Origin of the sequence: Dyella agri (genome assembly GCF_044904705.1) — a bacterium.
GTDB classification, from domain to species: domain Bacteria; phylum Pseudomonadota; class Gammaproteobacteria; order Xanthomonadales; family Rhodanobacteraceae; genus Rhodanobacter_A; species Rhodanobacter_A agri.
On record NZ_JADIKL010000008.1, the window covers coordinates 61,065 to 86,067 of the forward strand.

19 protein-coding genes, 1 tRNA gene and 1 riboswitch are annotated in these 25,003 nt (G+C 65.9%); of the genes, 8 read left to right on the forward strand and 12 right to left on the reverse strand.

Annotated features, from left to right (window positions below; genetic code table 11):
- Window positions 1–54: 54 nt before the first annotated feature.
- The gene (locus tag ISP14_RS14010) at window positions 55–924 is read right to left on the reverse strand and encodes a hypothetical protein (protein ID WP_404540988.1); all 870 of its coding nucleotides are present in this window, start codon (window positions 922–924) and stop codon (window positions 55–57) included.
- A 161-nt stretch (window positions 925–1,085) separates the two neighbouring features.
- Here ISP14_RS14010 and ISP14_RS14015 point away from each other — a divergent pair, with 161 nt between their 5' ends.
- Together ISP14_RS14015 and ISP14_RS14020 are read left to right on the forward strand one after the other, a co-directional pair.
- On the forward strand, window positions 1,086–1,370 hold the full coding sequence (locus ISP14_RS14015) for a hypothetical protein (RefSeq protein WP_404540990.1): 285 nt from the start codon (window positions 1,086–1,088) through the stop codon (window positions 1,368–1,370).
- A gap of 246 nt (window positions 1,371–1,616) precedes the next feature.
- Window positions 1,617–2,735, forward strand: a complete 1,119-nt coding sequence (locus ISP14_RS14020; RefSeq protein ID WP_404540991.1) for an IS1595 family transposase — start codon at window positions 1,617–1,619, stop codon at window positions 2,733–2,735.
- A 638-nt stretch (window positions 2,736–3,373) separates the two neighbouring features.
- Here ISP14_RS14020 and gcvP read toward each other — a convergent pair.
- A complete protein-coding gene (gene gcvP / locus ISP14_RS14025; RefSeq protein WP_404540993.1) occupies window positions 3,374–6,295 on the reverse strand; it encodes an aminomethyl-transferring glycine dehydrogenase in 2,922 nt (973 codons plus the stop codon).
- A gap of 34 nt (window positions 6,296–6,329) precedes the next feature.
- A riboswitch (glycine riboswitch) is annotated at window positions 6,330–6,423 on the reverse strand.
- A 330-nt stretch (window positions 6,424–6,753) separates the two neighbouring features.
- Between gcvP and ISP14_RS14030 the strand changes: the two genes are divergently transcribed.
- Complete coding sequence (locus ISP14_RS14030) at window positions 6,754–7,161, forward strand: VOC family protein (protein ID WP_404540994.1); 408 nt, start codon at window positions 6,754–6,756, stop codon at window positions 7,159–7,161.
- A gap of 68 nt (window positions 7,162–7,229) precedes the next feature.
- On the opposite strand, the gene ISP14_RS14035 is transcribed toward ISP14_RS14030, so the two are convergent.
- A tRNA-Leu gene (locus ISP14_RS14035) sits at window positions 7,230–7,314 on the reverse strand.
- A 136-nt stretch (window positions 7,315–7,450) separates the two neighbouring features.
- Between ISP14_RS14035 and rnr the strand changes: the two genes are divergently transcribed.
- From rnr to sugE, 4 genes are all read left to right on the forward strand, one after another.
- Window positions 7,451–10,018 carry a ribonuclease R gene (gene rnr, locus ISP14_RS14040; RefSeq protein ID WP_404540996.1) on the forward strand — a complete coding sequence of 856 codons (2,568 nt, stop codon included), beginning with the start codon at window positions 7,451–7,453 and terminating at the stop codon, window positions 10,016–10,018.
- The gene (gene rlmB / locus ISP14_RS14045) at window positions 10,015–10,761 is read left to right on the forward strand and encodes a 23S rRNA (guanosine(2251)-2'-O)-methyltransferase RlmB (protein WP_404540998.1); all 747 of its coding nucleotides are present in this window, start codon (window positions 10,015–10,017) and stop codon (window positions 10,759–10,761) included. Before rnr ends, rlmB begins: the two co-directional genes overlap by 4 nt.
- Window positions 10,758–11,033 (forward strand): CBU_0592 family membrane protein, encoded by a 276-nt coding sequence (locus ISP14_RS14050; protein WP_404540999.1) that lies wholly within the window; start codon window positions 10,758–10,760, stop codon window positions 11,031–11,033. The genes rlmB and ISP14_RS14050 overlap by 4 nt, the downstream gene beginning before the upstream one ends.
- A gap of 88 nt (window positions 11,034–11,121) precedes the next feature.
- Complete coding sequence (sugE, locus tag ISP14_RS14055; RefSeq protein WP_404541001.1) at window positions 11,122–11,433, forward strand: quaternary ammonium compound efflux SMR transporter SugE; 312 nt, start codon at window positions 11,122–11,124, stop codon at window positions 11,431–11,433.
- A 314-nt stretch (window positions 11,434–11,747) separates the two neighbouring features.
- On the opposite strand, the gene phoU is transcribed toward sugE, so the two are convergent.
- From phoU to rnt, 6 genes are all read right to left on the reverse strand, one after another.
- On the reverse strand, window positions 11,748–12,479 hold the full coding sequence (gene phoU / locus ISP14_RS14060) for a phosphate signaling complex protein PhoU (RefSeq protein ID WP_404541003.1): 732 nt from the start codon (window positions 12,477–12,479) through the stop codon (window positions 11,748–11,750).
- Window positions 12,480–12,615: 136 nt separating this feature from the next.
- Window positions 12,616–13,428 (reverse strand): phosphate ABC transporter ATP-binding protein PstB, encoded by an 813-nt coding sequence (pstB, locus tag ISP14_RS14065; protein WP_404541005.1) that lies wholly within the window; start codon window positions 13,426–13,428, stop codon window positions 12,616–12,618.
- Window positions 13,421–14,290 (reverse strand): phosphate ABC transporter permease PstA, encoded by an 870-nt coding sequence (gene pstA, locus ISP14_RS14070; protein ID WP_404541007.1) that lies wholly within the window; start codon window positions 14,288–14,290, stop codon window positions 13,421–13,423. Before pstA ends, pstB begins: the two co-directional genes overlap by 8 nt.
- On the reverse strand, window positions 14,290–15,261 hold the full coding sequence (gene pstC / locus ISP14_RS14075) for a phosphate ABC transporter permease subunit PstC (protein ID WP_404541008.1): 972 nt from the start codon (window positions 15,259–15,261) through the stop codon (window positions 14,290–14,292). Before pstC ends, pstA begins: the two co-directional genes overlap by 1 nt.
- 144 nt (window positions 15,262–15,405) lie before the next feature.
- The gene (pstS, locus tag ISP14_RS14080) at window positions 15,406–16,419 is read right to left on the reverse strand and encodes a phosphate ABC transporter substrate-binding protein PstS (RefSeq protein WP_404541296.1); all 1,014 of its coding nucleotides are present in this window, start codon (window positions 16,417–16,419) and stop codon (window positions 15,406–15,408) included.
- A 141-nt stretch (window positions 16,420–16,560) separates the two neighbouring features.
- The gene (gene rnt / locus ISP14_RS14085; RefSeq protein ID WP_404541010.1) at window positions 16,561–17,220 is read right to left on the reverse strand and encodes a ribonuclease T; all 660 of its coding nucleotides are present in this window, start codon (window positions 17,218–17,220) and stop codon (window positions 16,561–16,563) included.
- A gap of 286 nt (window positions 17,221–17,506) precedes the next feature.
- Here rnt and ISP14_RS14090 point away from each other — a divergent pair, with 286 nt between their 5' ends.
- Window positions 17,507–18,850, forward strand: coding sequence for a hypothetical protein (locus tag ISP14_RS14090; protein ID WP_404541012.1), 1,344 nt, complete (start codon window positions 17,507–17,509; stop codon window positions 18,848–18,850).
- Window positions 18,851–18,971: 121 nt separating this feature from the next.
- Here ISP14_RS14090 and ISP14_RS14095 read toward each other — a convergent pair whose 3' ends face one another.
- Genes ISP14_RS14095 through ISP14_RS14105 form a run of 3 tightly spaced genes read right to left on the reverse strand, consistent with a single transcriptional unit; the run spans window position 18,972 to window position 24,850 of the window.
- Window positions 18,972–20,441: an efflux transporter outer membrane subunit gene (locus tag ISP14_RS14095; protein ID WP_404541013.1), complete on the reverse strand. Its 1,470-nt coding sequence runs from the start codon at window positions 20,439–20,441 to the stop codon at window positions 18,972–18,974.
- Window positions 20,431–21,621, reverse strand: a complete 1,191-nt coding sequence (locus ISP14_RS14100; RefSeq protein ID WP_404541015.1) for an efflux RND transporter periplasmic adaptor subunit — start codon at window positions 21,619–21,621, stop codon at window positions 20,431–20,433. Before ISP14_RS14100 ends, ISP14_RS14095 begins: the two co-directional genes overlap by 11 nt.
- Window positions 21,611–24,850, reverse strand: a complete 3,240-nt coding sequence (locus tag ISP14_RS14105) for an efflux RND transporter permease subunit (protein ID WP_404541017.1) — start codon at window positions 24,848–24,850, stop codon at window positions 21,611–21,613. The genes ISP14_RS14100 and ISP14_RS14105 overlap by 11 nt, the downstream gene beginning before the upstream one ends.
- Window positions 24,851–25,003: the final 153 nt, after the last annotated feature.

Sequence of the window (25,003 nt, forward strand, 5' to 3'; positions counted from 1 at the left end):
TGCGGCATCGACACCGGATTTCGGCTGCATCGCAAGCTCACAGGATAGGCGTGTTCATGGAGTATCCATAACGCTTGGCGTTGTGCCAATCAACTCTGCCCAGTCGAACATTTCGGGTGGTGGCAAATTTCTTCCGCTTTTCTTCGCAATCGACATGAAGTGCGCAAGATTCGCTCTGCTGTGACCAGAGACAGGGACTGCGCCTCTACATAGGGTGTTATGAGGCCGCCATAACTGCTCTTCATACAATTTGGCTAGCCATTTCCATCCAATTAGCAGGGGGTTATAGTTTACCAATGCGGTGTCGAATTCAAGATAAGAAACCCACACAGCTTGATCATATGCCGGCCAATCCTCCGTAGCTAAGGCCATTTTGGAAAAGGCGGTAGATAGCGTAAGCCGATCTAGCGTATCGAGTTCAGCAAATAAATCGGAGCCGAGTACATCGAGCATGGCGCGGTTATCAAGAGATTTTAACAGCCGCCCTGTCCATGGCTCGTAATCAATCTCTTGTTTCCACACTTCCATGCGAATCGACCCATTTAGGCTATCGAGCGCGTAGTGGATGGCCGATTGCGCAAAGCTTTCACTCTCTTTCTGGCGGCCATCCAAGAGAAAGAAAATTGGGTGTTCAGACCAATATTCAGCCTGACATGCAGGAAAAGCTCTGGTCACTTCACTGAGCGTTGGCAATGAGGGGACGGTTTGATCCTTCCAGATCTTTCTGAACTTGTTGCTCAGTCCCTCTGACTTCATGTCTCGGTTACTGGCTTTCCCTAGTGCGCGCTCGATGTCGCCTGGAGCCCACGTGTCACCGACAGCGTGGGCTATCGCCGCGTAGGCCGCGCGCGAAACAGCCGGCCGCACATCGTGATGCCACCAGCCCTTCCTCAGCTCGTCGATGAACCTGCTTTGCTTTCGCACGGTGTTCCGTCACGCCACGACATGTTTCGTCATGGTAACGGTTTGGGTGATCACTTACCTGGCCCGCGACGTCAGTCGCCAAGGGAACAGTTTTGAGAAATTGTTCCCTGTCGCCGCGCGCGCGGCGACATCTAGCATGCCGAGGCATGATGGAGGCCGGCATGTCAACTGATCAGATCAACGCCCGCGCGACAGAAATCGAAGAAGACCTTTTGGCTCGCTACGGCGCCGTCATGGCTGGGCGCGACCTTCGCACCATCCTGGGCTATCCCAGCGGCGATGCTTTTCGGCATGCGGCACAGCGCAAGACGCTGCCCATTCCGACGTTCTTCCTGAAAGGCCGCCGTGGCCGCTGTGCAGCCACTCGGGACGTAGCCCGCTGGATGGCCCTTCTTGGCCAGCCGGATTCCGATAGCAGCATGAATGTCGATGCGGAGGATTTATGACCTAGCTCATAGCGGTCGATAAATCCGGGCTCTAGACGTACGAAAGCCCAGCGCCCTGGCAGGGGTTTACTGGGCTTTCGTAGGATGCAGGTTTGAGTGGTCTGCACCCCTAGTTTGCGTCATCACCCAGCGCTTTGCAACGTGCCTTTCAAGGCGCGGCAGGCCGCTGTGTACCCGGTGGACTGTCCTAGTCCGGCGGCCCGTCTCAGGACCGGCCACTGCATCCCGTTCGCCTGGGCTACACGGATGACGCAGCACTACCTGCACTCCAAGGAATCACGCAACTTCGCCAGAAAAATTAATAGCCTGACCAATGACGAGGCTGAGCAATGGCTGGCCTCGGCGCGATGGGGTGCTACCGATAAGCAGGGTTGTCCAGCCTGCGGTCTGTTCCGCAAGCATTATCGCCGCGCCAAGACGCGGCGTTGGCGCTGCGCTAGCTGTTCTCGCGAGTTCAGCGTCACCAGCGGTACACCGTTCCATGGGCGTAAGTTGCCCTTTGTAGACATGATTCGGCTATTCGCAGCGTTCGAGAATGGCGCGAAGGGCCAGTCGCTGCTGGAGGCCTCGCGCCGTGTGGGCTGTACCCCCAAAACTGCTCAGGTCTTCTTCGGAAAAATTCGGGAGTGGATGGTCCACGCCATGGACCTCTGTCCCCTAGGCGGTGCGTTCACAGTGCACATGGATGGTGGGTACTTTGGCGGTAAACCTCGCAAACCCAATCGTCGTGCCCGAATACCAAGAAGGGCACTCGAAGTACGCTTCGGGAAAAAAGCGCCAAAGAACCAGAACCAACCCTGGATAGAAGCCGGTATGACTTACCAGAATTGGTGTAAGCGTGCGCGGAAGCGCGTGGTGATATCGCTGTGTGAGTCCGCTGGGCACCGGATGGGGTCCGGCCGAGTCATGGCCTTCGTATGCTCGGGGGAGAACGAAGCGGAAGTGACTCGTTTGGCGAAAAATTTCCTCAGCCCTGACGCACGTGTGATGACTGATGAGAGCAGCGCTTACAGCACGCTCGGTGCGCTGGTTGCTGAGCATTACACGGTTTCACACGCCAACGAGTTCAGCACCAGCGAGGGCGTGTCAGACAATATGTGTGAGACGCTCTTCAGCCGCTTTCGGCGCAGCGAGTACGGTACGTTGCATGGATTCCGCCCAAAGTATCTGCAGGACTATACCTGTGAGTTCGTGTGGCGAGAGAACCATCGTAAGCATGCGCAGGACAAGCGGTTCCGCATATTGATGATAGGAATGATGACTGCTCCAACATCTCGATGGTGGGCCGGTTACTGGCAGGGACGGTGCCGGCGAGAGGAGATTGGACTCGACTATTTCCTGGCACGCCTTCCTTCTACTAAATGACGGGGAAGTCGTGAGTGCGCGTGAGTCGCCAATAAGCTTCGCTGTTCCCGTCGGTTACACCGGCGGCAGAAATGCCGTCTGTGTGCCGGTCAAGCAGCCCTTTCCTAGCCAAAGTTCTTAGTCGCTTACGCACGCAGTGGCGTATAGGTACGAGGGGAAATCGTTCTCGTTCTGGGAGATGCTGCAAGATCCGAACAACCACCTCCGTCGTCGATAGCCAGTCACCGGCGAGACGAAGTTCTGTGAAGATGATCCGGCTCATTTGCCCATGAGGCAGTAGCCGCGCGCGCGCGTGTGGCCGAACTGGCCGAATATCCTCGGGATCCACGGGTATCTCATGGAGGCCAATAGTTTCGTCAAGCGCAGCCAATTGCTTAAGCAATGCTGCTGCACGACAGTCAAGCGAGGCTATCTTGTCGCGCAATTTGGCTCGCTCGTCGTCAAGCTTTAGAAGCGCTCCCGAGAAGCGGGAGCGCTTTGTAATCAACCACTTCAGTGCCGATGGGGTGCGCCAAGTCATGGCTCACCTTATCGGTCTTCAGCGTCCGGTGCCTGGGGCACCTGCTACCAAATGGCGTGCCTTGCAAGAAAAGCCCCGCGCGAGGCGGGGCTTTTCCGGCGACACGATGTGCGGGGGCTTACGCCTCCACTTCTTCCTTGTACGCATCCACCGGGATGCAGGCGCACATGATGTTCTTGTCGCCGTAGACGTTGTCCACGCGCGCCACCGGCGACCAGTACTTCTGCAGCCGCAGCGAGGGCAGCGGGAAGGCGGCCAGCTCGCGCGGGTAGGCATGCGTCCATTCGCTGGCGCTCACCGCGAACGCGGTGTGCGGGGCGTTGCGCAGCGGGTTGTCGTCGCGGTCCAGCTTGCCTTCCTCCACCGCACGGATCTCGTCGCGGATCTGGATCATCGCGTCGATGAAACGATCCAGCTCGTGCTGCGATTCGCTCTCGGTGGGCTCCACCATCAGCGTGCCGGCCACCGGGAAGGACAGCGTGGGTGCGTGGAAACCGAAGTCGATCAGGCGCTTCGCCACGTCTTCCGCGCTGATGCCGGTGGCGTCCTTGATCGGGCGCAGGTCGAGGATGCACTCGTGCGCCACCAGGCCGTTGCGGCCGGTGTACAGCGTGGGGTAGTGCGCAGCGAGGCGCTTGGCGATGTAGTTGGCGTTGAGCAGCGCCACCTGGGTGGCCTTGCGCAGGCCCGCGGTGCCCATCAGCGTGATGTACATCCACGAGATCGGCAGGATGGACGCGCTGCCGAAGGTCGCGGCGCTGACCATCGCACCGTTGCCGGTGCCCTGGGTACGCGAACCCTCGCTGCCGAGCGCGCCCGGCAGGAACGGTGCGAGGTGCGAACGCACCGCGCACGGGCCCACGCCCGGGCCGCCGCCGCCGTGCGGGATGCAGAAGGTCTTGTGCAGGTTGAGATGGCTGACGTCCGAGCCCCACTTGCCGGGCTTGGCCACGCCCACCAGCGCGTTCATGTTGGCGCCGTCGGTGTACACCTGGCCGCCGTGCTGGTGAACGATGTCGCAGATCGCCACCACGTCTTCCTCGAACACGCCGTGGGTGGACGGGTAGGTGAGCATGATCGCGGCGAGGTTGGCCGAATGCTTCTCGGCCTGCACGCGGATGTCTTCCAGGTCCACGTTACCGTTGGCGTCGCACTTGGTGACCACCACGCGCATGCCGCACATCTGCGCGGAAGCCGGGTTGGTGCCGTGGGCGGATTCGGGGATCAGGCAGATGTCGCGGTGGCCTTCGCCGCGCGACTGGTGGTAGGCGCGAATCGCCAGCAGGCCGGCGTATTCACCCTGCGCGCCGGAGTTCGGCTGCAGGCTCACCGCGTCGTAGCCGGTGATCTCCACCAGCTGTGCTTCCAGCTCGGCGATCAGCTCCTTGTAGCCCTGCGTCTGCCCGGCCGGGGCGAACGGATGGATGTTGGCGAACTCCGGCCAGGTCACCGGGATCATCTCGGCGGTGGCGTTGAGCTTCATGGTGCACGAGCCCAGCGGGATCATCGTGCGATCCATTGCCAGGTCCTTGTCGGCCAGCGCGCGCAGGTAGCGCAGCAGCTCGTGCTCGCTGTGGTGCGTGTTGAACACCGGGTGGGTGAGGAAGGCCGAAGTGCGACGCAGCGCCTGCGGGATCAGCGACGGTGCGCTGGCGTCCAGTGCGTCGATGCTGGGCAGCGTGGCGTCGTCGCCGCCGAAGATGCGCCACAGCAGCTCGATGTCGGCGCGCGTGGTGGTCTCGTCCAGCGAGATGCACAGGTACTCGCCCCAGGCCTTGCGCAGGTTGGCGCCCATCGCCACCGCGCGCGCAGCGATGGCGTCGGTGCGCTCGCCGGTCTTCAGGCTCAGCGTGTCGAACGCGGTGTCGTGGTGGCTGGCGGTGAAGCCGAGCTGCTGCAGGCCGGCCTTGAGGATCGCGGCGAGACGCGCCACGCGCGTGGCGATGCGCACCAGGCCTTCGGGGCCGTGGTAGACGGCGTACATCGAAGCCATCACGGCGAGCAGCACCTGCGCGGTGCAGATGTTGCTGGTGGCCTTCTCGCGACGGATGTGCTGCTCGCGCGTCTGCAGGGTGAGGCGGTAGGCCTTGTTGCCTTCGGCGTCGATGGAGACGCCGATCAGGCGGCCCGGCATCGAGCGCTTGTAGGCATCGCGGCAGGCCATGAAGGCGGCGTGCGGGCCGCCGAAGCCGAACGGCACGCCGAAGCGCTGCGTGTTGCCGATCACGATGTCGGCGCCCATCTCGCCCGGCGGCTTGAGCAGGGTCAGCGCCAGCAGGTCGCTGGCGAAGATGGCCAGCGCGCCCTTGGCGTGGATCTTGGCGACTTCGTCGCTCCAGTCCATCAGCCAGCCGCTGCTGGCTGGGTACTGGATCAGCGCGGCGAAATAGTCGTCGGCGGCGATCGCGGCGTCCCACTCCTCGGCGGAGTTGGCCAGCTTGATCGTCAGGCCCAGCGGTTCGGCGCGCGTGCGCATCACCTCGATGTTCTGCGGATGCGCATCGCCGGACACCACGATGGTGTTGCCCTTGGCCTTGGCCGAACGCTTGGCCAGCGTCATCGCCTCGGCCGCCGCGGTGGCCTCGTCCAGCAGCGAAGCGTTGGCGATCTCCATGCCGGTGAGGTCGGCGCACATGGTCTGGAAGTTGATCAGCGCTTCCATGCGGCCCTGCGAAATCTCGGCCTGGTACGGCGTGTAGGCCGTGTACCACGCCGGATTCTCCAGGATGTTGCGCAGGATGACGTTGGGCGTATGGGTGCCGTAATAGCCCTGGCCGATGAAGCTCCGGAACACCTGGTTCTTGCCGGCGATGGCGCGGATCTTCGCCAAGGCTTCCACTTCGCTCATCGCGGCGGGCAGCGCCAGCGGCGCGGCGGACTTGATCTTCGCGGGCACGATCGCGTCCGTCATAGCCTCCAGCGAGTCGTGGCCGACCGTGTGCAGCATGTGCGCGATCTCGGCGTCGTTGGGGCCGATGTGGCGCGCAATGAAGGCGTCGTGGTTTTCCAGCTCGCGCAGGGAAGGAGTGTTCTGGCTCATGGGGGCGTCCGAAGTCTGCGTGCATGCCGCACGCTAGCGCCCCTCTGTCCTTTTGCCTGAGAGTTTGGAGGCGTGAGCCTCGTGCCCCTTCGGCGCCGGATTCAACCGGTCTCTCCAGAGTGCTTTGCGCAGGATGGTACGGGGCCTGAGCGATTACGGGCGTTGCGCCTTCGGCAGCGGTGCGCTTCTCGCGAAGGCGCCGCTTCTCCCACCATGCGTTTGTAGCCGGCGATTATACAGCGGAGACGGGCTGCGCGCCTCGCTCGTGTGGCCTGATGACCGTGCCACGAGGCGCGGTTCAGGTATTGCGCGGCCAGGCCGGGTTGAAACACGCCTGGCCGAGGTCGCCGCACCGCGCCGGTGCGCTCGCGGGAGCACCGGCGGCCTGCCGGGAAAGGATGTCGAAGACGGAGCCGGAGGCTATGCTCGACCCATCCCCGGAAAACGATTCAAACACCATGATCCGTATCGGCGAAATCGACCACATCGTGCTGCGCGCCATCGATCCCGAGGCGATGCGGCATTTCTACTGCGACGTGTTGGGTTGCCGCGTGGAGCGCCGGCAGGACGAGATCGGCCTGGTGCAGTTGCGCGCCGGCGCCTCGCTGATCGACCTGGTAGGCATGGACGGCAAACTTGGCCGTCAGGGCGGTGCGGCGCCGGGCAGGGAGGGCCACAACATGGATCACCTCTGCCTGCGCGTGGAGGACTACGACGAAGCCGCGATCCTGGCTCATCTCAAGGCGCACGGCGTGCGCATCGGCGATCTGGGCATGCGCTACGGCGCGCGCGGCGAAGGCCCGTCGATCTACTGCTACGACCCGCAGGGCAACATGGTCGAGCTGAAAGGGCCGGCGAGCCCTTGAGGCGGTCGTCGAGGACCGCGATCTGCAGAAACGACGAAGCCCGCATCGCTGCGGGCTTCGTCTACAATTGGTGCCCAGGAGAGGACTCGAACCTCCACGGTTTTACCCGCTAGTACCTGAAACTAGTGCGTCTACCAATTCCGCCACCTGGGCAGGTGTCGCGCGAGCCGTTCGGGCTGCGTGAGCCGCGTAGATTAGGGATCGGTCCGGCCTCTGTCAACACTTTGTTGACGCACCCATCCAAGACACTGCACCGTTCGCGGCGCGGTACCCCACACAAGGCTATTTCGTGACCAGAAAAAACAAGGAAGGCAAGCGCGCGGACAGCCGCGCGCCGGCCGGGAAGACCCCCTCTCCCCGCAAGAACACTGGCGGGGATGCGGCCGTCGGCAAGCGCAAGCGGACCAGCTCCGCGCGTGACCCGCAGGCCGAGCGCGAGGCGCAACGCTACGAGCGGCCCATCCCCAGCCGCGAGGCCATCCTCGCCCTGCTGGAGGAGCGCGGCGAACTGCTCACCGAGGCGCGCATCGCCGAAGCGCTGGAACTGCATGACGCCAACGACCTCTACGCGCTGCACAAGCGCCTGGGCGCGATGGTGCGCGACGGCCAGCTGCTGCTGGGCCGGCGCGGCGGCTACGCGCCGGTGCAGAAGCTCGACCTGATACCCGGCGTGGTGCTGGCGAACGCCGAAGGCTACGGTTTCCTGCGCCCCGACGAAGGCGGCGAGGATCTCTACCTTTCGCCGCAGCAGATGCGCGGCGTGCTGCACGGCGATCGCGTGCTGGCCAGCGTGATCGGCGTGGACCGGCGCGGACGGCGCCAGGGCGCCATCGCCGAGGTGTTGCAGCGGCGTTCGCCGCGGCTGGTGGGCCGGGTGGTGGTGGAGAACGGCGTGACCCTGGTAGCGCCGGACGACCGTCGCCTGCACCAGGACGTGATGATCCCGCCCGGCGAGACCCAGGGCGCGCGCGCCGGGCAGATCGTGGTGGCCGAGATCACCGATCCGCCGACCCCGCACCGCGGCCCGCTGGGTGCGATCCGTGCCGTGCTGGGCGAACGCCTGCAACCCTCGCTGCTGATCGAGATGGCGATTGCCAGCCACGACCTGCCGCACGACTGGCCACCCGAGGTGCTGCGCGATGCGGCCGAGGTGGAACCCGAGGTCACCGCCGCCGAGCGCGAGGGCCGCGTCGACCTGCGCAAGCTGCCGCTGGTGACCATCGACGGCGCCGACGCGCGCGATTTCGACGATGCCGTGTACGCCGAGCCGAAACGCGGCGGCGGCTGGCGGCTGGTGGTCGCGATCGCCGACGTGTCGCACTACGTGCCGGTGGGCAGCGCGCTGGACAAGGAAGCCTACGAGCGCAGCACCTCCACCTATTTCCCGGGCTTCGTGGTGCCGATGCTGCCGGAGACGCTGTCCAACGGCATCTGCTCGCTCAACCCCAGGGTCGAGCGGCTGTGCATGGTCTGCGACATGGTGGTCGACGCCGACGGCGAGGTGGCGAAGTCGAAGTTCTACCCGGCGGTGATGCGTTCGCACGCGCGGCTCACCTACGACCAGGTGTGGCAGGCGGTGGGTTTACGCGAAGCCGGCGCGCTCGATGCGGTGTCCGACGTGTTGCCGCAGCTGGAAAACCTGTACGCGCTGTACAAGGCGATGGCCGCGCAACGCAAGCAGCGCGGCGCGATCGACTTCGAGACGCCCGAGGTGAAGTTCCGCCTCGATCAGCGTGGCGAGGTGGAATCGGCCGGCGCCACCGCGCGCAACGACGCGCACAAGCTGATCGAGGAATGCATGATCGCCGCCAACGTGCAGGCGGCGCTGTTCCTGGAAAAGAAGAAGATCCCCGCGCTGTTCCGCGCCCACGAGCCGCCGCCGGCGGAGAAGTACGAGGACCTGCAGCAGTTCCTGCGCGAGTTCAAGCTGCGCATGCCGCCGGTGGAGGAGGTGACCCCGGCCGACTTCGCCGAAATCCTGCGCATGGTGCAGGACCGCCCGGAGCGCGAGTTGATCCAGAGCGTGCTGCTGCGCGCGCAGAGCATGGCGGCCTACCAGCCGGACAACCGCGGCCACTTCGGCCTGGCGTTGTCGGCCTATGCGCACTTCACCTCGCCGATCCGTCGTTACCCGGACCTGCTGGTGCATCGCGCGATCCGCTACGCGCTCACCGGCGGCAAGCCGGCCGGCTACGTGTACACGCCGGCACAGATGGCGACGATGGCGGTGCACTGCTCGCAGCGCGAACGCCGCGCCGAAGAGGCCGAGCGCGACGTGGACGAGCGCTACAAGTGCGCGTGGATGGCCAAGCACGTGGGCGAGGAATTCGCCGGCGTGGTCACCGGCGTCACCTCGTTCGGCCTGTTCGTGGAACTGGACGAGTCCAAGGTCTCGGGCCTGGTGCACATCAGCCAGCTCAGCAACGACTACTACCACTTCGATCCGCAGCGCCATCTGCTGAAGGGCGAACGCACCGGTGCGCAGTACCGGCTCGGCGACCACGTGCGCGTGCAGGTGCTGCGCGCCAGCCTGGAGGATCGCAAGATCGACTTCCGGCTGGCATCGCCGCGCGCTTCCGCCGCGCCCCCGCGCAGCGGCAAGGCCTACGACTACGCCGCGACGGGCGAACGCTATTCGCTGCCGGGGCGCAAGCCGTCGCCGGTTCCGACGACGGCGCGGCGTACAGAGGTGGTGTTGCCGGTGCTGCCGCCGCGCGATAATCCGCCCCCCGCTGCCGCGCGCCCGCCCAAACCGGCGAAGAAGAGTGGCGGCAAGCAAGGCAAGGTCGCGCAGAAGGCGCCGCGCGCGGCGAAGAAGCCGGCCACGCGTCCACCGAAACCGAAAGGCAGGAAATGAGCGAGCACTGGATCGTCGGCATCAACCCGGTCGATGGCGCCCTGAACAACGACGCTTCGCGCATACGCGAGCTGCTGGTCGAAAACGGCCAGCGCAACGCCCGCGTGCACGAACTGGCCGAGCGCGCAAAGGCGCTGAAGATCCCGGTGCACCATCGCCCGCGCGAGCAGCTGGACAAGCTGGCCGGCGAAGCGCGCCACCAGGGCGTGGTAGCCCTGTATGAGGCGCCGGCGCTGGCGGGCGAGGGCGATCTGCCGGGCTTGCTGGAGCAGGCCGGCGGCGCGGCGCTGGTCCTGGTGCTGGACGGCGTCACCGACCCGCACAACCTCGGTGCCTGCCTGCGCAGCGCGGCGGCGGCCAAGGCAACGGCGGTGATCGTGCCCAAGGATCGCGCGGTAGGCCTGACCCCGGTGGTGCGCCGCGCCTCGGCCGGCGGCGCCGACCGCGTGCCGCTGATCGCGGTGACCAACCTCGCGCGCACGCTGCGCAGCCTGAAGGACGCCGGGGTGTGGATCACCGGCCTCGCCGGCGATACCGAGCAATCGATCTACGGCATCGACCTCAAGGGGCCGGTGGCCGTGGTGATGGGCAGCGAAGGCGAGGGCCTGCGCCGGCTCACCCGCGAGACCTGCGATTTCGTGGCGAAGATCCCCATGCCGGGCGCGATGGAGAGCCTCAACGTTTCCGTGGCGACCGGCGTCGTACTGTTCGAGGCGCTGCGCCAACGGAGCGGACTGCGATGACCTTCTACTGGCACGACTGGGCCGGCTACATCGGCGTGCTGCTGGTGCTGCTGGCGTTCTACCTGCTGCAGGCCCACAAGCTGCACGGCAACGGGCTGATCTATCAGTTGATGAATGTGCTGGGCGCGGTGGGCGTGATGCTGTCGCTGCTGTTCGGCAGCTTCAACTGGCCTGCCTTCATCATGCAGCTGGCGTGGCTGCTGATCGGTATCTTCGGTATGGCGCGCGGTGCGCAGCGGCGCCGCGAAGCGCGGCAGGCACGCCTGCCCTGATCCTGCCTGCCGGGCAGGCCGCGGCGGGACGGCCCGCCGCGTTTCTCCATCGCGGGGACGGCCCTGCATTGCCTGCAAGGAGTCAGTCATGCCTTGGGTATTGTTGGTATTGGCCGGGTTGTTCGAGATCGGCTGGGCGATCGGCCTCAAATACAGCGAAGGCTTCAGTCGGCTATGGCCCAGCGTGGGTACGTTGGCGGCGATGGCGGTGAGCGTGGTGCTGCTGGCGCTGGCGGCGAAATCGCTGCCGATCGGCACCGCCTACGCGATATGGACCGGCATTGGCGCGGTGGGCGCGGTGATCCTGGGCATCATGCTGTTCCACGATCCGGCCACGCCGCTGCGGCTGGCCTGCGTGGCGCTGATCCTGATTGGCATCGTGGGATTGAAGCTGGCCTAAGAGCCTGTTTACGATCTCCACATGGCCCGCGCCGGGATCCGTTTGCGCGCAGGCCAAGGAAGAACGAAGGAGTGGACGTCCGTCCATGACTGAGTGATGACGCAGGCATGCGGGCAAACGGACCCGGCCCTTCGGGTTGCCTTGCTGTGGCCGCCATGCGGCAGCGCGCGGCTTGGCCTGCCAGCCAGGCAGGCGCTGCGCCACGCACTACCACCTGACAGCCACAGCGAGGCAACGCGGGCTACGCGGAGATCGTAAACAGGCTCTAAGCCCCTGCGTGCCCTGCCTCGCCTGCGGGCGGGCAGGGCGCTGCCTCAGCTGTTGCGGTCGCCCAGCTTCGGCATCTCCGGATTCGCCGTGAGGTCGCGCTTGTTGCGCTGGGCGGTGAGCGGTTCGCCGGTGACCTGGTACCACACGTTTTCGGCGATGTTGGTGGCATGGTCGCCGATGCGCTCGATGTTCTTCGCCATGAACAGCAGGTGCGTGCACGGCGTGATGTTGCGCGGGTCTTCCATCATGTAGGTGAGCAGCTGGCGGAAGTAGCCGGTGTAGGCGTCGTCCAGCTCCACGTCGTCCTTCCACACCTGGTAGGCGCGTTCGGCATCGCGGTCGCGGTAGGCACGCAGCACCTCGCGCACCTCAGCGGCGGCCAGTTCGGCCAGATGGGCGAGGCCGCTGGTGGGATTGATCGGCGCGGCCATCGACAGCGGGATCGAGCGCTTGGCCACGTTCGCGGCGTAGTCGCCGATGCGTTCGATGTCAGCGGCGATGCGCAGCGCGGCGAACACATTGCGCAGGTCGCCGGCCATCGGCGCGCGCAGCGCCAGCAGGCGCACCACGTCGTGGCTGATTTCCTGTTCGAGCAGGTCGATCGCGTCGTCGTTGCCCACCACGTGCTGGGCGGCGCGTTCGTCGCGGCGTTCCACCACGTCGATCGAGGCCTCCAGCTGGCTCACCGCCAGCTCGCCCATGCGTACCAGTTCGCCGGTGAGGCGGGCCAGTTCGTCGTCGTAGCTCTTGATGATGTGTTCTTTGGTGGTGCCCATGGTGGCCTCGTGTTTTGTTTCCCTCTCCCGCATGCGGGAGAGGATGCCCGAAGGGCGGGAGAGGGTTCGGGCGGAGCGGGGTGCTCGTGCCCTCTCCCCAACCCCTTTCCCGCAAGCGGGAGAGGGGCTTCATGGATCAGCCGAAGCGGCCGGTGATGTAATCCTCGGTCTGCTTGCGGCCGGGCTTGGTGAAGATCTTCTCGGTATTGTCGAACTCGATCAGCTCGCCCAGGTACATGAAGGCGGTGCGGTCGGAGACGCGCGCGGCCTGCTGCATGTTATGGGTGACGATGACGATGGTGTAATCGTGCTTGAGTTCTTCCACCAGCTGCTCGATGCGGCCGGTAGCGATAGGGTCGAGCGCCGAGGTGGGCTCGTCCAGCAGCAGCACTTCTGGCTTGAGCGCGATGCCGCGGGCGATGCACAGGCGTTGCTGCTGGCCGCCGGAGAGGCCGAGTGCGCTGTGCTTGAGCTTGTCCTTCACCTCGTCCCACAGCGCGGCGCGGCGCAGCGCCTGCTCCACGCGCTCGGCCATGTCGGCCTTGGACAGCTTCTCGTGGTGGCGGATGCCGTAGGCCACGTTCTCGAAGATCGTCATCGGGAACGGCACCGGCTTCTGGAACACCATGCCGACCTTGCTGCGCAGGCGGTTCAGCGAGTAGCGCGGATCGAGGATGTTTTCGCCGTCCAGCAGCACCTCGCCGCTGGCGACCAGCTTCGGGTAGATCGCGTAGATGCGGTTGAAGATGCGCAGCAGGGTGGACTTGCCGCAGCCGGAGGGGCCGATGATCGCAGTGACCTGCTTCTCCGGGATGTCCATGGCGATGCCTTTCAGCGCATGGGCCCCGTTGTAGTGGAAGTGCAGGTCGCGCACCGCGATCTTGGTGCGCGCCGTGGTGGCTTCCGCGGCAGCCGTGAAGTCGGCGGCGTTGGCGGCGAGGTCAGTCATAACGCACCTTGTGGCGGGAGAACAGCATTCGGGTCAGCAGGCTGAGCGTGAGTACGAACAGCGTGATCAGCAGCGCGCCGGCCCAGGCGATGGCATGCAGATCCGGATTGGGGTCGTTGGTGTACTGGTAGATCGCCACCGGCAGGCTTTCCATCTTTTCCAGCGGATGCACCGTCATGAAGTTGTTGCCGAAGGCGGTGAACAGCAGCGGCGCGGTTTCGCCGGCCAGTCGTGCCAGTGCCAGCAGCACGCCGGTGACGATGCCGGAGGTGGCCGCCCGCATCAACACCTGCACGGTCATCTTCCATTGCGGGATGCCCAGCGACAGCGTCGCCTCGCGCAGCGTGCCGGGCACCAGCTGCAGCATCTCGTCGGTGGTCCGCACGATCACCGGCAAGCCGATCAGCGCCAGCGCCACCGCACCCGCGAAACCGGAGAACGACACCGAACCGTGGGTGAGCTTCGACATCGGCAGCACCACGATCACGTACACGAACAAGCCGAGCACGATCGAGGGGGCGGACAGCAGGATGTCGTTGAGGAAACGGATCGTGGCGCCGAGCCGGGTGCGGTTCGCGTATTCGGCGAGGAAGGCGCCGGCCAGCACGCCGATCGGCGCGCAGATCAGCAAGGCCATAACGTCCATGATCAGGCTGCCCACGATGGCGTTGGACAGGCCGCCCTGGTCGGCATAGGCGGTGATCTTGGTGAACAGGTGCGGCGTGATCGCGCCCAGGCCGCTCTTCAGCGTCACCCACAGGATCCAGGCCAGGAATACCAGGCCGAGCAGGGTGGCGCAGGCGCTCAAGGTCAGTGCCACCACGTTGACGGCACGACGGCGCAGGTAGACGGAAGCGGCCATCAGTTGCCTTCCTTGCGCGACAGCCGGCGCAGCATCAGGCGGGCGATCAGCAGCACCACGAAGGTGACCACGAACAGCAGGAAGCCCAGCGCGATCAGCGCGGAGCGGTGCGTGTCCACCGCCTCGTTGAACTCGTTGGCGATGGAAGAGGAGATCGAGGTGCCCGGCATCAGCAGCGAGCTGGAAATGCTGTAGGCGTTGCCGAGCACGAAGGTCACTGCCATCGTTTCGCCCAGCGCGCGGCCGAGGCCGAGGAAGATGCCGCCGATCACCGCCGAACGCGTGTAGGGCAGCACGATGTCCCACACCACCTCCCAGGTGGTGGAGCCCAGCGCGTAAGAGGATTCCTTGAGCCGCACCGGCACGGTCTGGAACACCTCGCGCATCACCGAGCAGATGAACGGCAGGATCATCACCGCCAGCACGATGCCCGCGGTGAGCAGGCCCAGCCCCAGCGGCGGGCCGTCGAACAGCTTGCCGACCAGCGGCAGCTTGCCCAGCGTGTCGCTGAGCGTCGGCTCGATGCTCGCCATGAACGGCACGAACACGAACAGGCCCCACATGCCGTAGATGATCGACGGGATGCTGGCCAGCAGCTCGATCGCGGTGGCGACCGGACCGCGCAGCCAGGTCGGGGCGATCTCGGTAAGGAACAGCGCGATGCCGAAGCTCACCGGCACCGCCAGAATCAGGGCGATCAGCGAGGTCACCAAGGTGCCGAAGATCGGCGCCAGCGCGCCGTAGTCGTCGGTGACCGGATTCCAGGAGTCGCTGGAAAGGAAGTGGAAGCCGTCCTTGAACAGCACTTCGCGGCCGCCCCACAAGGTGGAGAGCGCAGCGCCCAGCAAGGTGGCCAGCACCAGCAGCGCACAGGCCCGCAGCAGCCAGCGGAACCAGGTGTCGTGACGGGCGTCGCGGCGACTGCGCTGGTCGATGTCGGAAGCGAGGTCGGTGGCGGGGATCGATGACATGCGGTTTCCGCGTGGGGGCTTTTCCTTCCGCCTCCGGGAGCGATGGCCCGAAGGGTCGGATGGGGCTTCGGACATGGCGAAACGCTTCGCCACGCCCGAATCCCCACCCCAGCCCTCTCCCGGCGGGAGAGGGGGTTCATCTTCTTACTGCTTGTACTCGGTCTTCCAGTAGTTCTCGATCTGGCTCACCAGCGTGGCGGGCAGCGGCACGTAGTCCAGCGAGCGGGCCTGGTCCTGGCCGTGCTCGTAGGACCACTTGAAGAAGTCGAAGCTGACCTTGCTGTTGGCGGCGTTCTTCGGCTGCTTGTACATGATCACCCAGGAAGTAGCGGTGATCGGCCAGGCGTCGGCACCCGGCGCATTGGTCATCAGCAGGTTGAAGTTCTTCGCATGCGCCCAGTCGGCGGTGGCCGCGGCAGCCTGGAAGCTGGAGGTCTTCGGCTCCACCACCTTGCCGGCGGCGTTCTTCATCAGCGCGTAGCCGATGTGGTTCTGCAGCGCGTAGGCGTATTCCACATAGCCGATCGAGTTGGGGATCTGCTTGATGTACGCCGAGACGCCCTCGTTGCCCTTGCCGCCGATGCCGGTCGGCCAGTTCACGGCGGTGCCTTCGCCCACCTTGGCCTTCCAGTCGGCGTTGACCTTGGACAGGTAGTTGCTGAAGTTGAAGGTGGTGCCCGAGCCGTCCGAACGATGCACCACGGTGATCTTGGCGTCGGGCAGCTTCACGCCCGGGTTCAGCGCGGCGATGGCCGGGTCATTCCACTTGCTGATGGTGCCGAGGAAGACGCGCGCCAGCGTGGGGCCGTCCAGCACCAGCTTGCCCGGCGCGACGCCGGCCACGTTGAACGCCGGCACGATGCCGCCGATCACGTCCGGGAACTGGCCCAGGCCGAACTTCTCCAGGGTGGCTTCGTCGAGCGGCATGTCGCTGGCGCCGAAATCGACAGTGCCGGCCTTGATCTGGGCGATACCGCCGCCCGAGCCGATCGACTGGTAGTTGACGCGGTTGCCGGTCTTCTCGGCATAGCTGGCCGACCACTTCGAGATCACCGGATACACGAAGCTGGAGCCCGCGCCAGTGATGTCGGTGGCCTGGGCGGACAGGGCGCCCAGCGAGCAGGCGGTGGCGAAAGCGATAGCGCCGAGGCGGAACATGGAACGGGAAGATGTGAACACGATGAGGCTCCTTGGTGTGCACGGGGCATGCGCCCGGTTGCCCGCCATTGCAGCGTCGGCGTGTTGCAATGAAATGAGATGAATGTTGCAGGCAGATGACACTGCCGGCAAAAAGAGCGTTCAGCCAGCGTCCGCGCCGATCCGCTCGCGCTCGAACATCTCCAGCTGGCGCCAGCGGTTGACGATGTCGCAGAACAGCAGCGCGGTGGATTCGGCGTCGTAGATCGCCGAGTGCGCCTCGCGCGTGTCGAACATGCGGCCGGAGGCCTGCACGGCCTTGCCCAGCACGGTCTGGCCATAGGCGAGGCCGCCCAGGGTGGCAGTGTCGAAGCAGCTGAAAGGGTGGAACGGGTTGCGCTTGTTGCCGGTGCGGCGCACCGCGGCATTCAGGAAGCCCAGGTCGAACGCGGCGTTGTGGCCCACCAGGATCGCGCGCTGGCAGCCGTTGTCACGCACGGCGGTACGCACCGCCTGGAAGATATGTTCCAGCGCGACGCGCTCATTCAGGGCGCCGCGCAGGGGATTGTCCGGGTCGATGCCGGTCACTTCCAGCGCGCGCGGGTCGAGGTTGGCGCCGGGGAAAGGCTCCACATGGGCATGCACGGTAGCCTGGGAATGCAGGAATCCGTGTGCATCCATGCCCAGGGTGATAGCGGCGATCTCCAGCAAAGCGTCGCGTTCGGCGTCGAAACCACCGGTTTCCACGTCCACGATCACCGGCAGGAAGCCGCGGAAACGCTCGGCCATGCGGCCAGCCATGCTGTTATTCGAAACGTCCATCGGCGAAGCATATCAGTAGCCCCCGGCCGCAGGACCCGGGCGAGCGCAGAGAGCCGGGCGCGCAAGCGGTCGCCCGGGCATGACCGGAATGGCAGCGTCGACGCGACATCGCGGCCCGGCAGGGGGTCTTTGTAACCGGACTGTCATTCTCGATTTACGTGGGTGTCATATCCCCCACAGAAACTTAACCAAGTTCGATGCACCTGGCTCATCACGCGGACGGAAACGGCCGCCGGTGCAGCGCTGGAGCACTACCTTCCTGCCCTCTATGCGGAGCCTTACAACCATGCGCAATCATCTCGTCGCCGCAGCCGTCGCTGTCGCGCTCGCCACACTGAGTCTCGGCGCGCACGCCGATGACGCCAACGTCAACAGCCTCAGCGACATCTTCACCCAGGGGCATGTGGACGGCGAGCTCCGCATGTACCAGTTCAACCGCACCTATGACTACAGCGTGGCGGCCAAGCCCAGCGCCCGCGCCTTCGGCGGTTCGATCCTGCTCAACGCGCAGACCGCCTCGCTGGACGGCTTCAGCGCCGGTGCGTCGCTGGTCAGCGCGAACTCGCTGGGCTCGCTGGCCGCCAACCCGAAGCAGGTCGACACCACGCTGATGGGCGCCAGCGACTCGCTGACCGCGCTTAGCCAGGCCTACCTGCAGTACAAGAACAGCTGGGTCATGGCGCGCGTCGGCGACCAGTACCTGAATACCCCGTGGATGGGCAACAGCGACGGCCGCCTGCTGCCGAACTCGTATGAAGCCCTGACCGTCGACTTCACCCCGGTGAAGGGCTGGGACATCATCGGCATCCGCGAGCTGGCCTACAAGAGCCGTACCTCCAGCGACTACTTCAACGACAACAACTACTACCCCAACACCTACCAGGGCGACACGCTGTACGGCGGCAACCAGGGTCTGCCGCTCACCGCGAACCAGACCAGCGGCACCTGGGCGCTGGGCACCACCTATGTCAACGGCGGCCTGAAGGCCCAGGGCTGGTACTACGACTTCCTCGACTTCGCCCGCATGGGCTACGCCGATGGCAGCTACGTCTTCAAGACCGGCACCGGTTTCGACCCGGTCGTCGGCTTCCAGGCCTTGACCGAAAGCGGCAGCGGCTCCGACAACGTGCTGGTGGCCAACAAGCTCAAGATCAACGGCGTCGCCGGCACCAAGGTGGACAGCAGCGCGTGGGGCGCCAACCTCGGCGTGGTGATCCCGAACGGCCGCTTCGACGTGTTCTACAACAAGGTCGCCCAGGAAACCAACGCAGTCGGCGGCGGCAGCATCATCTCGCCGTTCACCGCCAGCTATGCCACCGATCCGCTGTACACCACCTCGATGATCCGCGGCCTGGTGGAAGCCGGCCCGGGGCACGCGTGGAAGGCCAAGATGACCTACGGCTTCTTCGACAACCGGCTGCAGCTGGTGGGCGCCTACGCCAAGTACACCACGGACTTGAACGGCAGCTTCCACGACACCTACTTCGACATCATCTACAACTTCGACGGCTTCCTGAAGGGCTTCCAGATCCGCGACCGCTGGGAAAAATCCTCGGGCGGCCTGAACAACCTGAACCCGGGCAACAAGCCGTTCACCTACAACCGCTTGATGCTGACCTACAAGTTCTGACGGTTATCGGAAAGGAGTTCGACCCAAGGACGGAAAACGGCGGGCATGATGCCCGCCGTTTGCTTTTGGGCCCTCTGCCGACGGGAGAGGGCATTCGCCAGGCGGCAATGAGGGCGCAGCGTTACTGCTTCGCCGGTGGCTTCGCCAGCATCGCCACGTCCCAGCCGCCGCCTAGCGCGCGCACCAGCGCGACGCTGGCCTGCAGCCGGCGCATGCGCACCTGCTGCGCGGCGCGCTCGGCGTTGAGGTAGGCCGTCTGCGCGGTGACCACGTCCAGGTAGTTGATGATGCCTTCGGTGTAGCGATGGGTGGCGATCTGCTGGGCGACCTGGGCCGAGCTGGCGGCAGCGTCCTCGTCGTGCGCCTCGTGAGTCAGGCGGGTGAACAGCGCCAGGTTGTCCTCCACCTGCTCGAAGGCATCGAGCACGGTTTGCCGATATTGCGCGGCGGCCTCGTCGAACGCGGCCTGCGCCTCGCGCTCGCGGGCGTGGCGCAAGCCGCCGTCGAACAGCGGCAGCGCGGCGAACGGCCCCAGCGCCCACATGCGATTGCCGAAGGCGAACAGGTTGCCCTCGCCGGTGTCCTGCCAACCGTACATGCCCGAGATGCCGATGCTGGGGAAGAACGCCGCGCGCGCTACGCCGATATTGGCGTTGGCGGCGAAAGTGCGCCGTTCGGCAGCCGCGATGTCGGGTCGGCGTTGCAGCAAGGCAGAGGGCACCGAGGCCGGGATGGTCGGCGCACGCAGTTTCTGCGGCGAAGCCGGCAGGGTGAAGCTGGGGGCGGGCACGCCGATCAGGGTCGCGATGGCGTGTTCGGTCAGCGCACGCTGGGCTGCCAGCTCGTCGACCTGGGCGTGAGCGTCGGACAATTGGTTCTGCGCGCGTGCTACCGACAGGCCGGATGCGATGCCACCCTCCATGCGGTTCCGGGTCAGGGTCAGGCCCTGCTGGTAGGCCAGCAGCGAGCTGGCCAGGATGCGCGCCTGGATGTCGTCTGTGCGCAGTTGGATGTAAGCGTCGGCGAGCTGCGCCTCCAGGCTGAGCCGGGCGGAGGCAAGGTCCGCCTGCGCGGCCTGCGCCTGCGCGTGGCCGGCGGCGACCTCGTTGCGGATGCGTCCCCACAGGTCCAGCTCGTAGCCGGCATTGAACTGCGCGCTGTCGGCGTCGTATTCGTTCGGCTGGTTCGCGCCGCGCAGCGGACGGTTGTCCGATTGGCGGTTGTCGCTCGGCCCGCCGCCGACGGCCAGGTGCGGGAACAGTCCTGCGCGTGTCTCGCTTTCGAACGCGCTGGCGCGCTCGTAGCGGGCCAGCGCCAGCGCCAGCGAGGGGCTGCTCGCGTCGAGCAATTGTTCGAGCCGGTCCAGTTCCGGGTCGTGGAACATCGTCCACCAGTGTCCGCGCGGACTCATGTCCGCCGGCGCGGCGCGCGTCCACAAGCCGCTGCCGTCCTTGTATGCGGCCGGCATCGGCACGGCCGGCACCCGATAGGTGGGCGCCAGCGAGCAGCCGGCCAGCAGGCCGGCGAGCGCCAGCGCCAGCGCCGCGGGCCGGATGCGGCGCGCGGCGGGGCGGGTGGCTTCAGCCTGCATGCGACGGCTCCTTGCTGTCTGTCGCGTGGCTCGCGGCCACGTGCACGGTGTCGCCGGCGGCCAGCGAATCGGGCGGGTTGTCGATGATGCGGTCGCCCGGCTGCAGGCCGCGGTCGATCTCCAGCACGCCGCCCAGGTCCATCGCGATGTGCACGTCGCGCATCACCACCTTGTCGCCGGGTCCCAGCACGGCGATCTGCGGACCCTGCGCGCGGAAGATCAGCACCGTCGACGGCACACTGGTGATCGCGTGGCTGGTGGTCAGCGGCAGCTGCACGTCGGCGTAGTCGCCGGGCAGCAGCGAAGCGTTGTCGTTGGCGACCTCGAACTGCGCCAGCAGCGAGCCGGAAGCCTGGCTCACCGCGTCGGACGAACCGATCAAGGTGCCGTGATAGATCGTGCCCGGATGATCCGGCACGGTCAGCGAGACGGTCATGCCGGGACGGATCGACGACGCATAGCGCTGCGGCACCGCCACGTACAGGCGCATCTTGCCGGTGTCCGCCACGGTGAACAGCGGCAGCGCGGACGGGTTGTCGGCGGTGACCAGGTCGCCGATGTCGGTATTGCGTGCGGTGACCGTGCCGGCGAACGGCGCGGTGACATGGCGGAACGCTTCCTGCGCGGCGAGGCGGTCCACGTCGGCCTTGGCCGACAGCACGTTCGCCCCGGCCACCGCCGCTTCGCTGGCCTTCTCGTCGGCTTCCTGCTTGGACACCGAGTTGGAGGCGAGCAAGTGCTGCCAGCGCTGGCTGGTCACCCTGGCCAGCTGCGCGTTGGCCTGCGCCCGCGCCAGCACGGCCTTGGCCTGCTCGTACTGCTGGTCGAGCTCGGGCGTGTCGATCACTGCCAGTGTCTGGCCGGCCTGCACGTGGCTGCCGATGTCGGTGTTCCAGCTTTTCACGTAACCGGAAACCTGGGCGTGGATCGGCGCGCTGATCCACGCGTCGATGTGGCCGGGCAAGGTCATCGCATGCTTGCCGACCGCACCGAGCGGCGCGGCCAGGCTCACGGTGGGAATCGCCTCGGCATGCGCCTGGGTCACCAGTTGCCGGTACTCGTGCGCGCGCACCGCGAGGCCGATCGCGGCGATCGCCATGGCGGCGACCAGCAATCCGGTCACCGCCGGGCGCAGGCGCAGCGTGCGCGGGGCCGCCGGTGGGGCGTGTTCATGCGACATGGGAAACTTCTCCGGACTGCGGGACGGCGGATGGCGCGTGCTGCTCGCGCCCGTGGACGATGCTGAAGATCACCGGGACGAACACCAGCGTGGAGCAGGTGGCAAACATCAGGCCGCCGATCGCGGCGATGCCCAGCGGCGAGTTTTGTTCGTGGCCCAGCGACATCGGCAGGAAGCCGATGATCATCGCCAGCGCGGTCATGCAGACCGGGCGGAAGCGGGTGAAGCCGGCTTCCATCGCGGCCTTCATCGCGTCGCCGTGCTCGGCCAGGCGTTCGCGGCAGAAGCTCACGACCAGGATGGAGTTGGCGGTGGCCACGCCCATGCACAGGATTGCGCCGGTCAACGCGGGCACCGACAGCGTGGTGTGGGTGACGAAGAGCATCCACACGATGCCGGCCAGCGCGGACGGCAGGGCGGTGATGATGACGAACGGGTCCAGCCAGGACTGGAAGTTCACCACGATCAGCAGATAGATCATCACCACTGCGCCGAGCAGGCCGAACAGCAGGCCGTCGAACGCGGTGTCCATCGTCTGCACCTGGCCGCGCAAAGTGACCATCGTGCCTTTCGGCCGGCTGGCGGCGAACTGGTCCAGCACCTTCTGCACGTCGCCGGCGACGCCGCCGAGGTCGCGGCCTTGCACCGAGGCGTAGATGTCGAAGGTGGGCAGGATGTTGTAGTGCGACACCACCGCCGCGCTGGGGCCGCGGGTGAAGGTGGCGATGTTGCTGAGCACCTGGCTGTCCTTGCCGGCCGAAGCGGTCACCGGCAGGCGCAGGAGGTCGGGCATGGAGTCCATCTTGTACTGCGGCGTCGAGGCGACCACTGCGTAAGACACGCCATTGTGCGGATCGAGCCAGAACACCGGCGCCACCTGGCTGGAGCCGGCCAGCGAGGCGACCATGCTGTTGGTGACGTCGCGCTCGGTGATGCCCAGCGTGTTGGCGCGGGTGCGGTTCACCTTCACGTTGATCTGCGGATAGCTGGTGCTCTGTTGCAGGCGCACGTCGGCGATGCCGGGAATGTCGCGCAGCTTGCGCATGATCGTCGTCGCGTAGGCTTCGTTCGCGGCGCTGTCGCGGCCGGTCACGGTGATGTCCAGCGGGGCCGGCGCGCCGAAGTTGAGGATCTGGCTGGTCATGTCCGCCGGCAGGAAGGAGAAGGTGGTGCCGGGGAATGCCTGCGGCAACTGCTTGCGCAGCTTCGCCACGTAGTCGTCGGTGGGTGCATGGTGTTCGCCGAGCACGATCTGGATGTCGCCATCCTGCGGGCCGATCAAGCCGGTGTTGCTGTAGATCAGGTTGGTGTTGGACAGCGGCAGGCCGATGTTGTCGATCATCGTCTTGAGCTGGTCTGGCGGGATGAGCTTGCGGATGGCCGCCTCGATGTGGTCGAACTCGGCCGCGGTTTCCTCGATGCGCGTACCCATCGGCGCGCGCACGTGCAGCGCGATGGCGCCGGCGTCCACCGCGGGAAAGAAGTCGCGCCCCAGGAACGGCACCAGCGCGAACGAGGCCAGCACGAAGGCGAGGAAGCCGCCGACGAAGACCCAGCGCAGTTTCAGCGCCGTCGCCAACAGCGCGTAGTAGGCGTCGCGCACGCGGGTGAAACCGTGCTCGAAGCGCTGCTGGAACACCACCAGGCTGCGCACCAGTGCACCGTGGCCGCGGCGGCGATGCTGGTCGCCCTCGTGGTGGTTGATGTACGGGTCTTCCGGATGGTCGCCGACGCCGTGTTCGGTGTGGTACGACTTGAGCAGGTACATCGCCAGCGTCGGCACCAGCGTGCGCGACAGCAGGAACGACGACGCCATCGCATAGATCACCGCCAGCGCCATCGGCCGGAACAGGAAGCCGGCGATGCCGTCCAGCATGAACATCGGCACGAACACGATGCAGATGCACAACAGCGACACGAAGGCGGGCGTGACGATCTGCTTGGCACCGTCCATGATCGCGGTGCGTACGTCTTTGCCTTGCTCCATGTGCCAGTTGATGTTCTCGATGGTCACCGTGGCGTCGTCCACCAGGATGCCCACCGCCAGCGCCAGGCCGCCCAGCGTCATCACGTTGAGGGTCTGCCCGGTGGCCGCCAGCAAGGCGATGGCGGACAGTACCGCCAGCGGGATCGACACCGCGATGATCACGGTGGAGCGCCAGCTGCCGAGGAATACCAGGATCATCACCGAGGTCAGCAAGGCGGCGATGATGCCCTCGCGTGCCACCGAGGCGACCGCATCCTTCACGAATACCGACTGGTCGGCGAGCTGGGAGATCTTCAGCGACTTCGGCATCGTCTCCCTGATCAGCGGCAGCAGCTTCTTGACGCCTGCGACCACCGCCAGCGTGGAGGCGTTGCCGGTCTTCAGGATCGGCATCAGCACGGCCCGCCCGCCGTCCACCCGCACCACGTTGTTCTGCGGCGGCGAGCCGTCGCGCACATGTGCCACGTCGCCGATGGTGATGGTGGCGCCGTTGACCGTGCGTATCGGCAAGCTGTTGAGCGTGTCGATGGCGGTCGGGCTGTTGTTGAGCTGCACGTGGTATTCGTAGCTGCCGATCTTGGCGGTACCGACCGGAATGATCTGGTTCTGCGCCGCCAGCGCGTTCGCCACGTCCTGCGCCGACAAGCCCTTGGCGGCCAGCGCCTGCGGGTCGAGATCGATCGTCACCTGGCGCTGCTTGCCGCCATAAGGGGTGGGAATCGCCACGCCGTTCACCGACACCAGGGTCGGGCGCACCTCGTTCTGCGCGATGTCGCGGATCTTCGCCTCGGACAGCCCCTTGCCGGAGAACGCCATCTGCAGCACCGGCACGGTGGAGGCGTTGTAGTTGATGATGGTGGGCGGGGTGATGCCGGGCGGCATCTGTTTCACCACCGTCTGCGAGATCGAGGTGACCTGCGCGGTGGCGGTGCGGATGTCGGTGCCCGGCTGGAAGAAGATCTTCACGATGCCGGCGCCAGGCAGCGACTGCGATTCGATGTGCTCGATATTGTTGACCGCGGTGGTGAGCTGGCGCTCGTAGTAGTAGATGACGCGGCCGGACATCTGATCGGGCGGCAGGCCGTTGTACGACCACACCACGCCGATCACCGGGATGCCGATGTTCGGGAAGATATCCGTCGGCGTGCGCATGGCTGCCAACGGGCCGACGATCAGGATCACCAGCGCCAGCACGATGAACGTGAGCGGGCGCGCAAGTGCGGTGCGGACGAGGCCAAGCATGCAGGGATTCCTTCGGCCGACGCAGCCGGCGGCGTACCCTCACCCTTGCGGGCGGAGAGCATGCTGCGGGCTTGCGGCGGTCGGGTCTTGCGGGGACGGGATGTGGCGGCCGAGCTTTCTCTGGTCGAGCGTCGCTGATGCGCATGTTTGCAC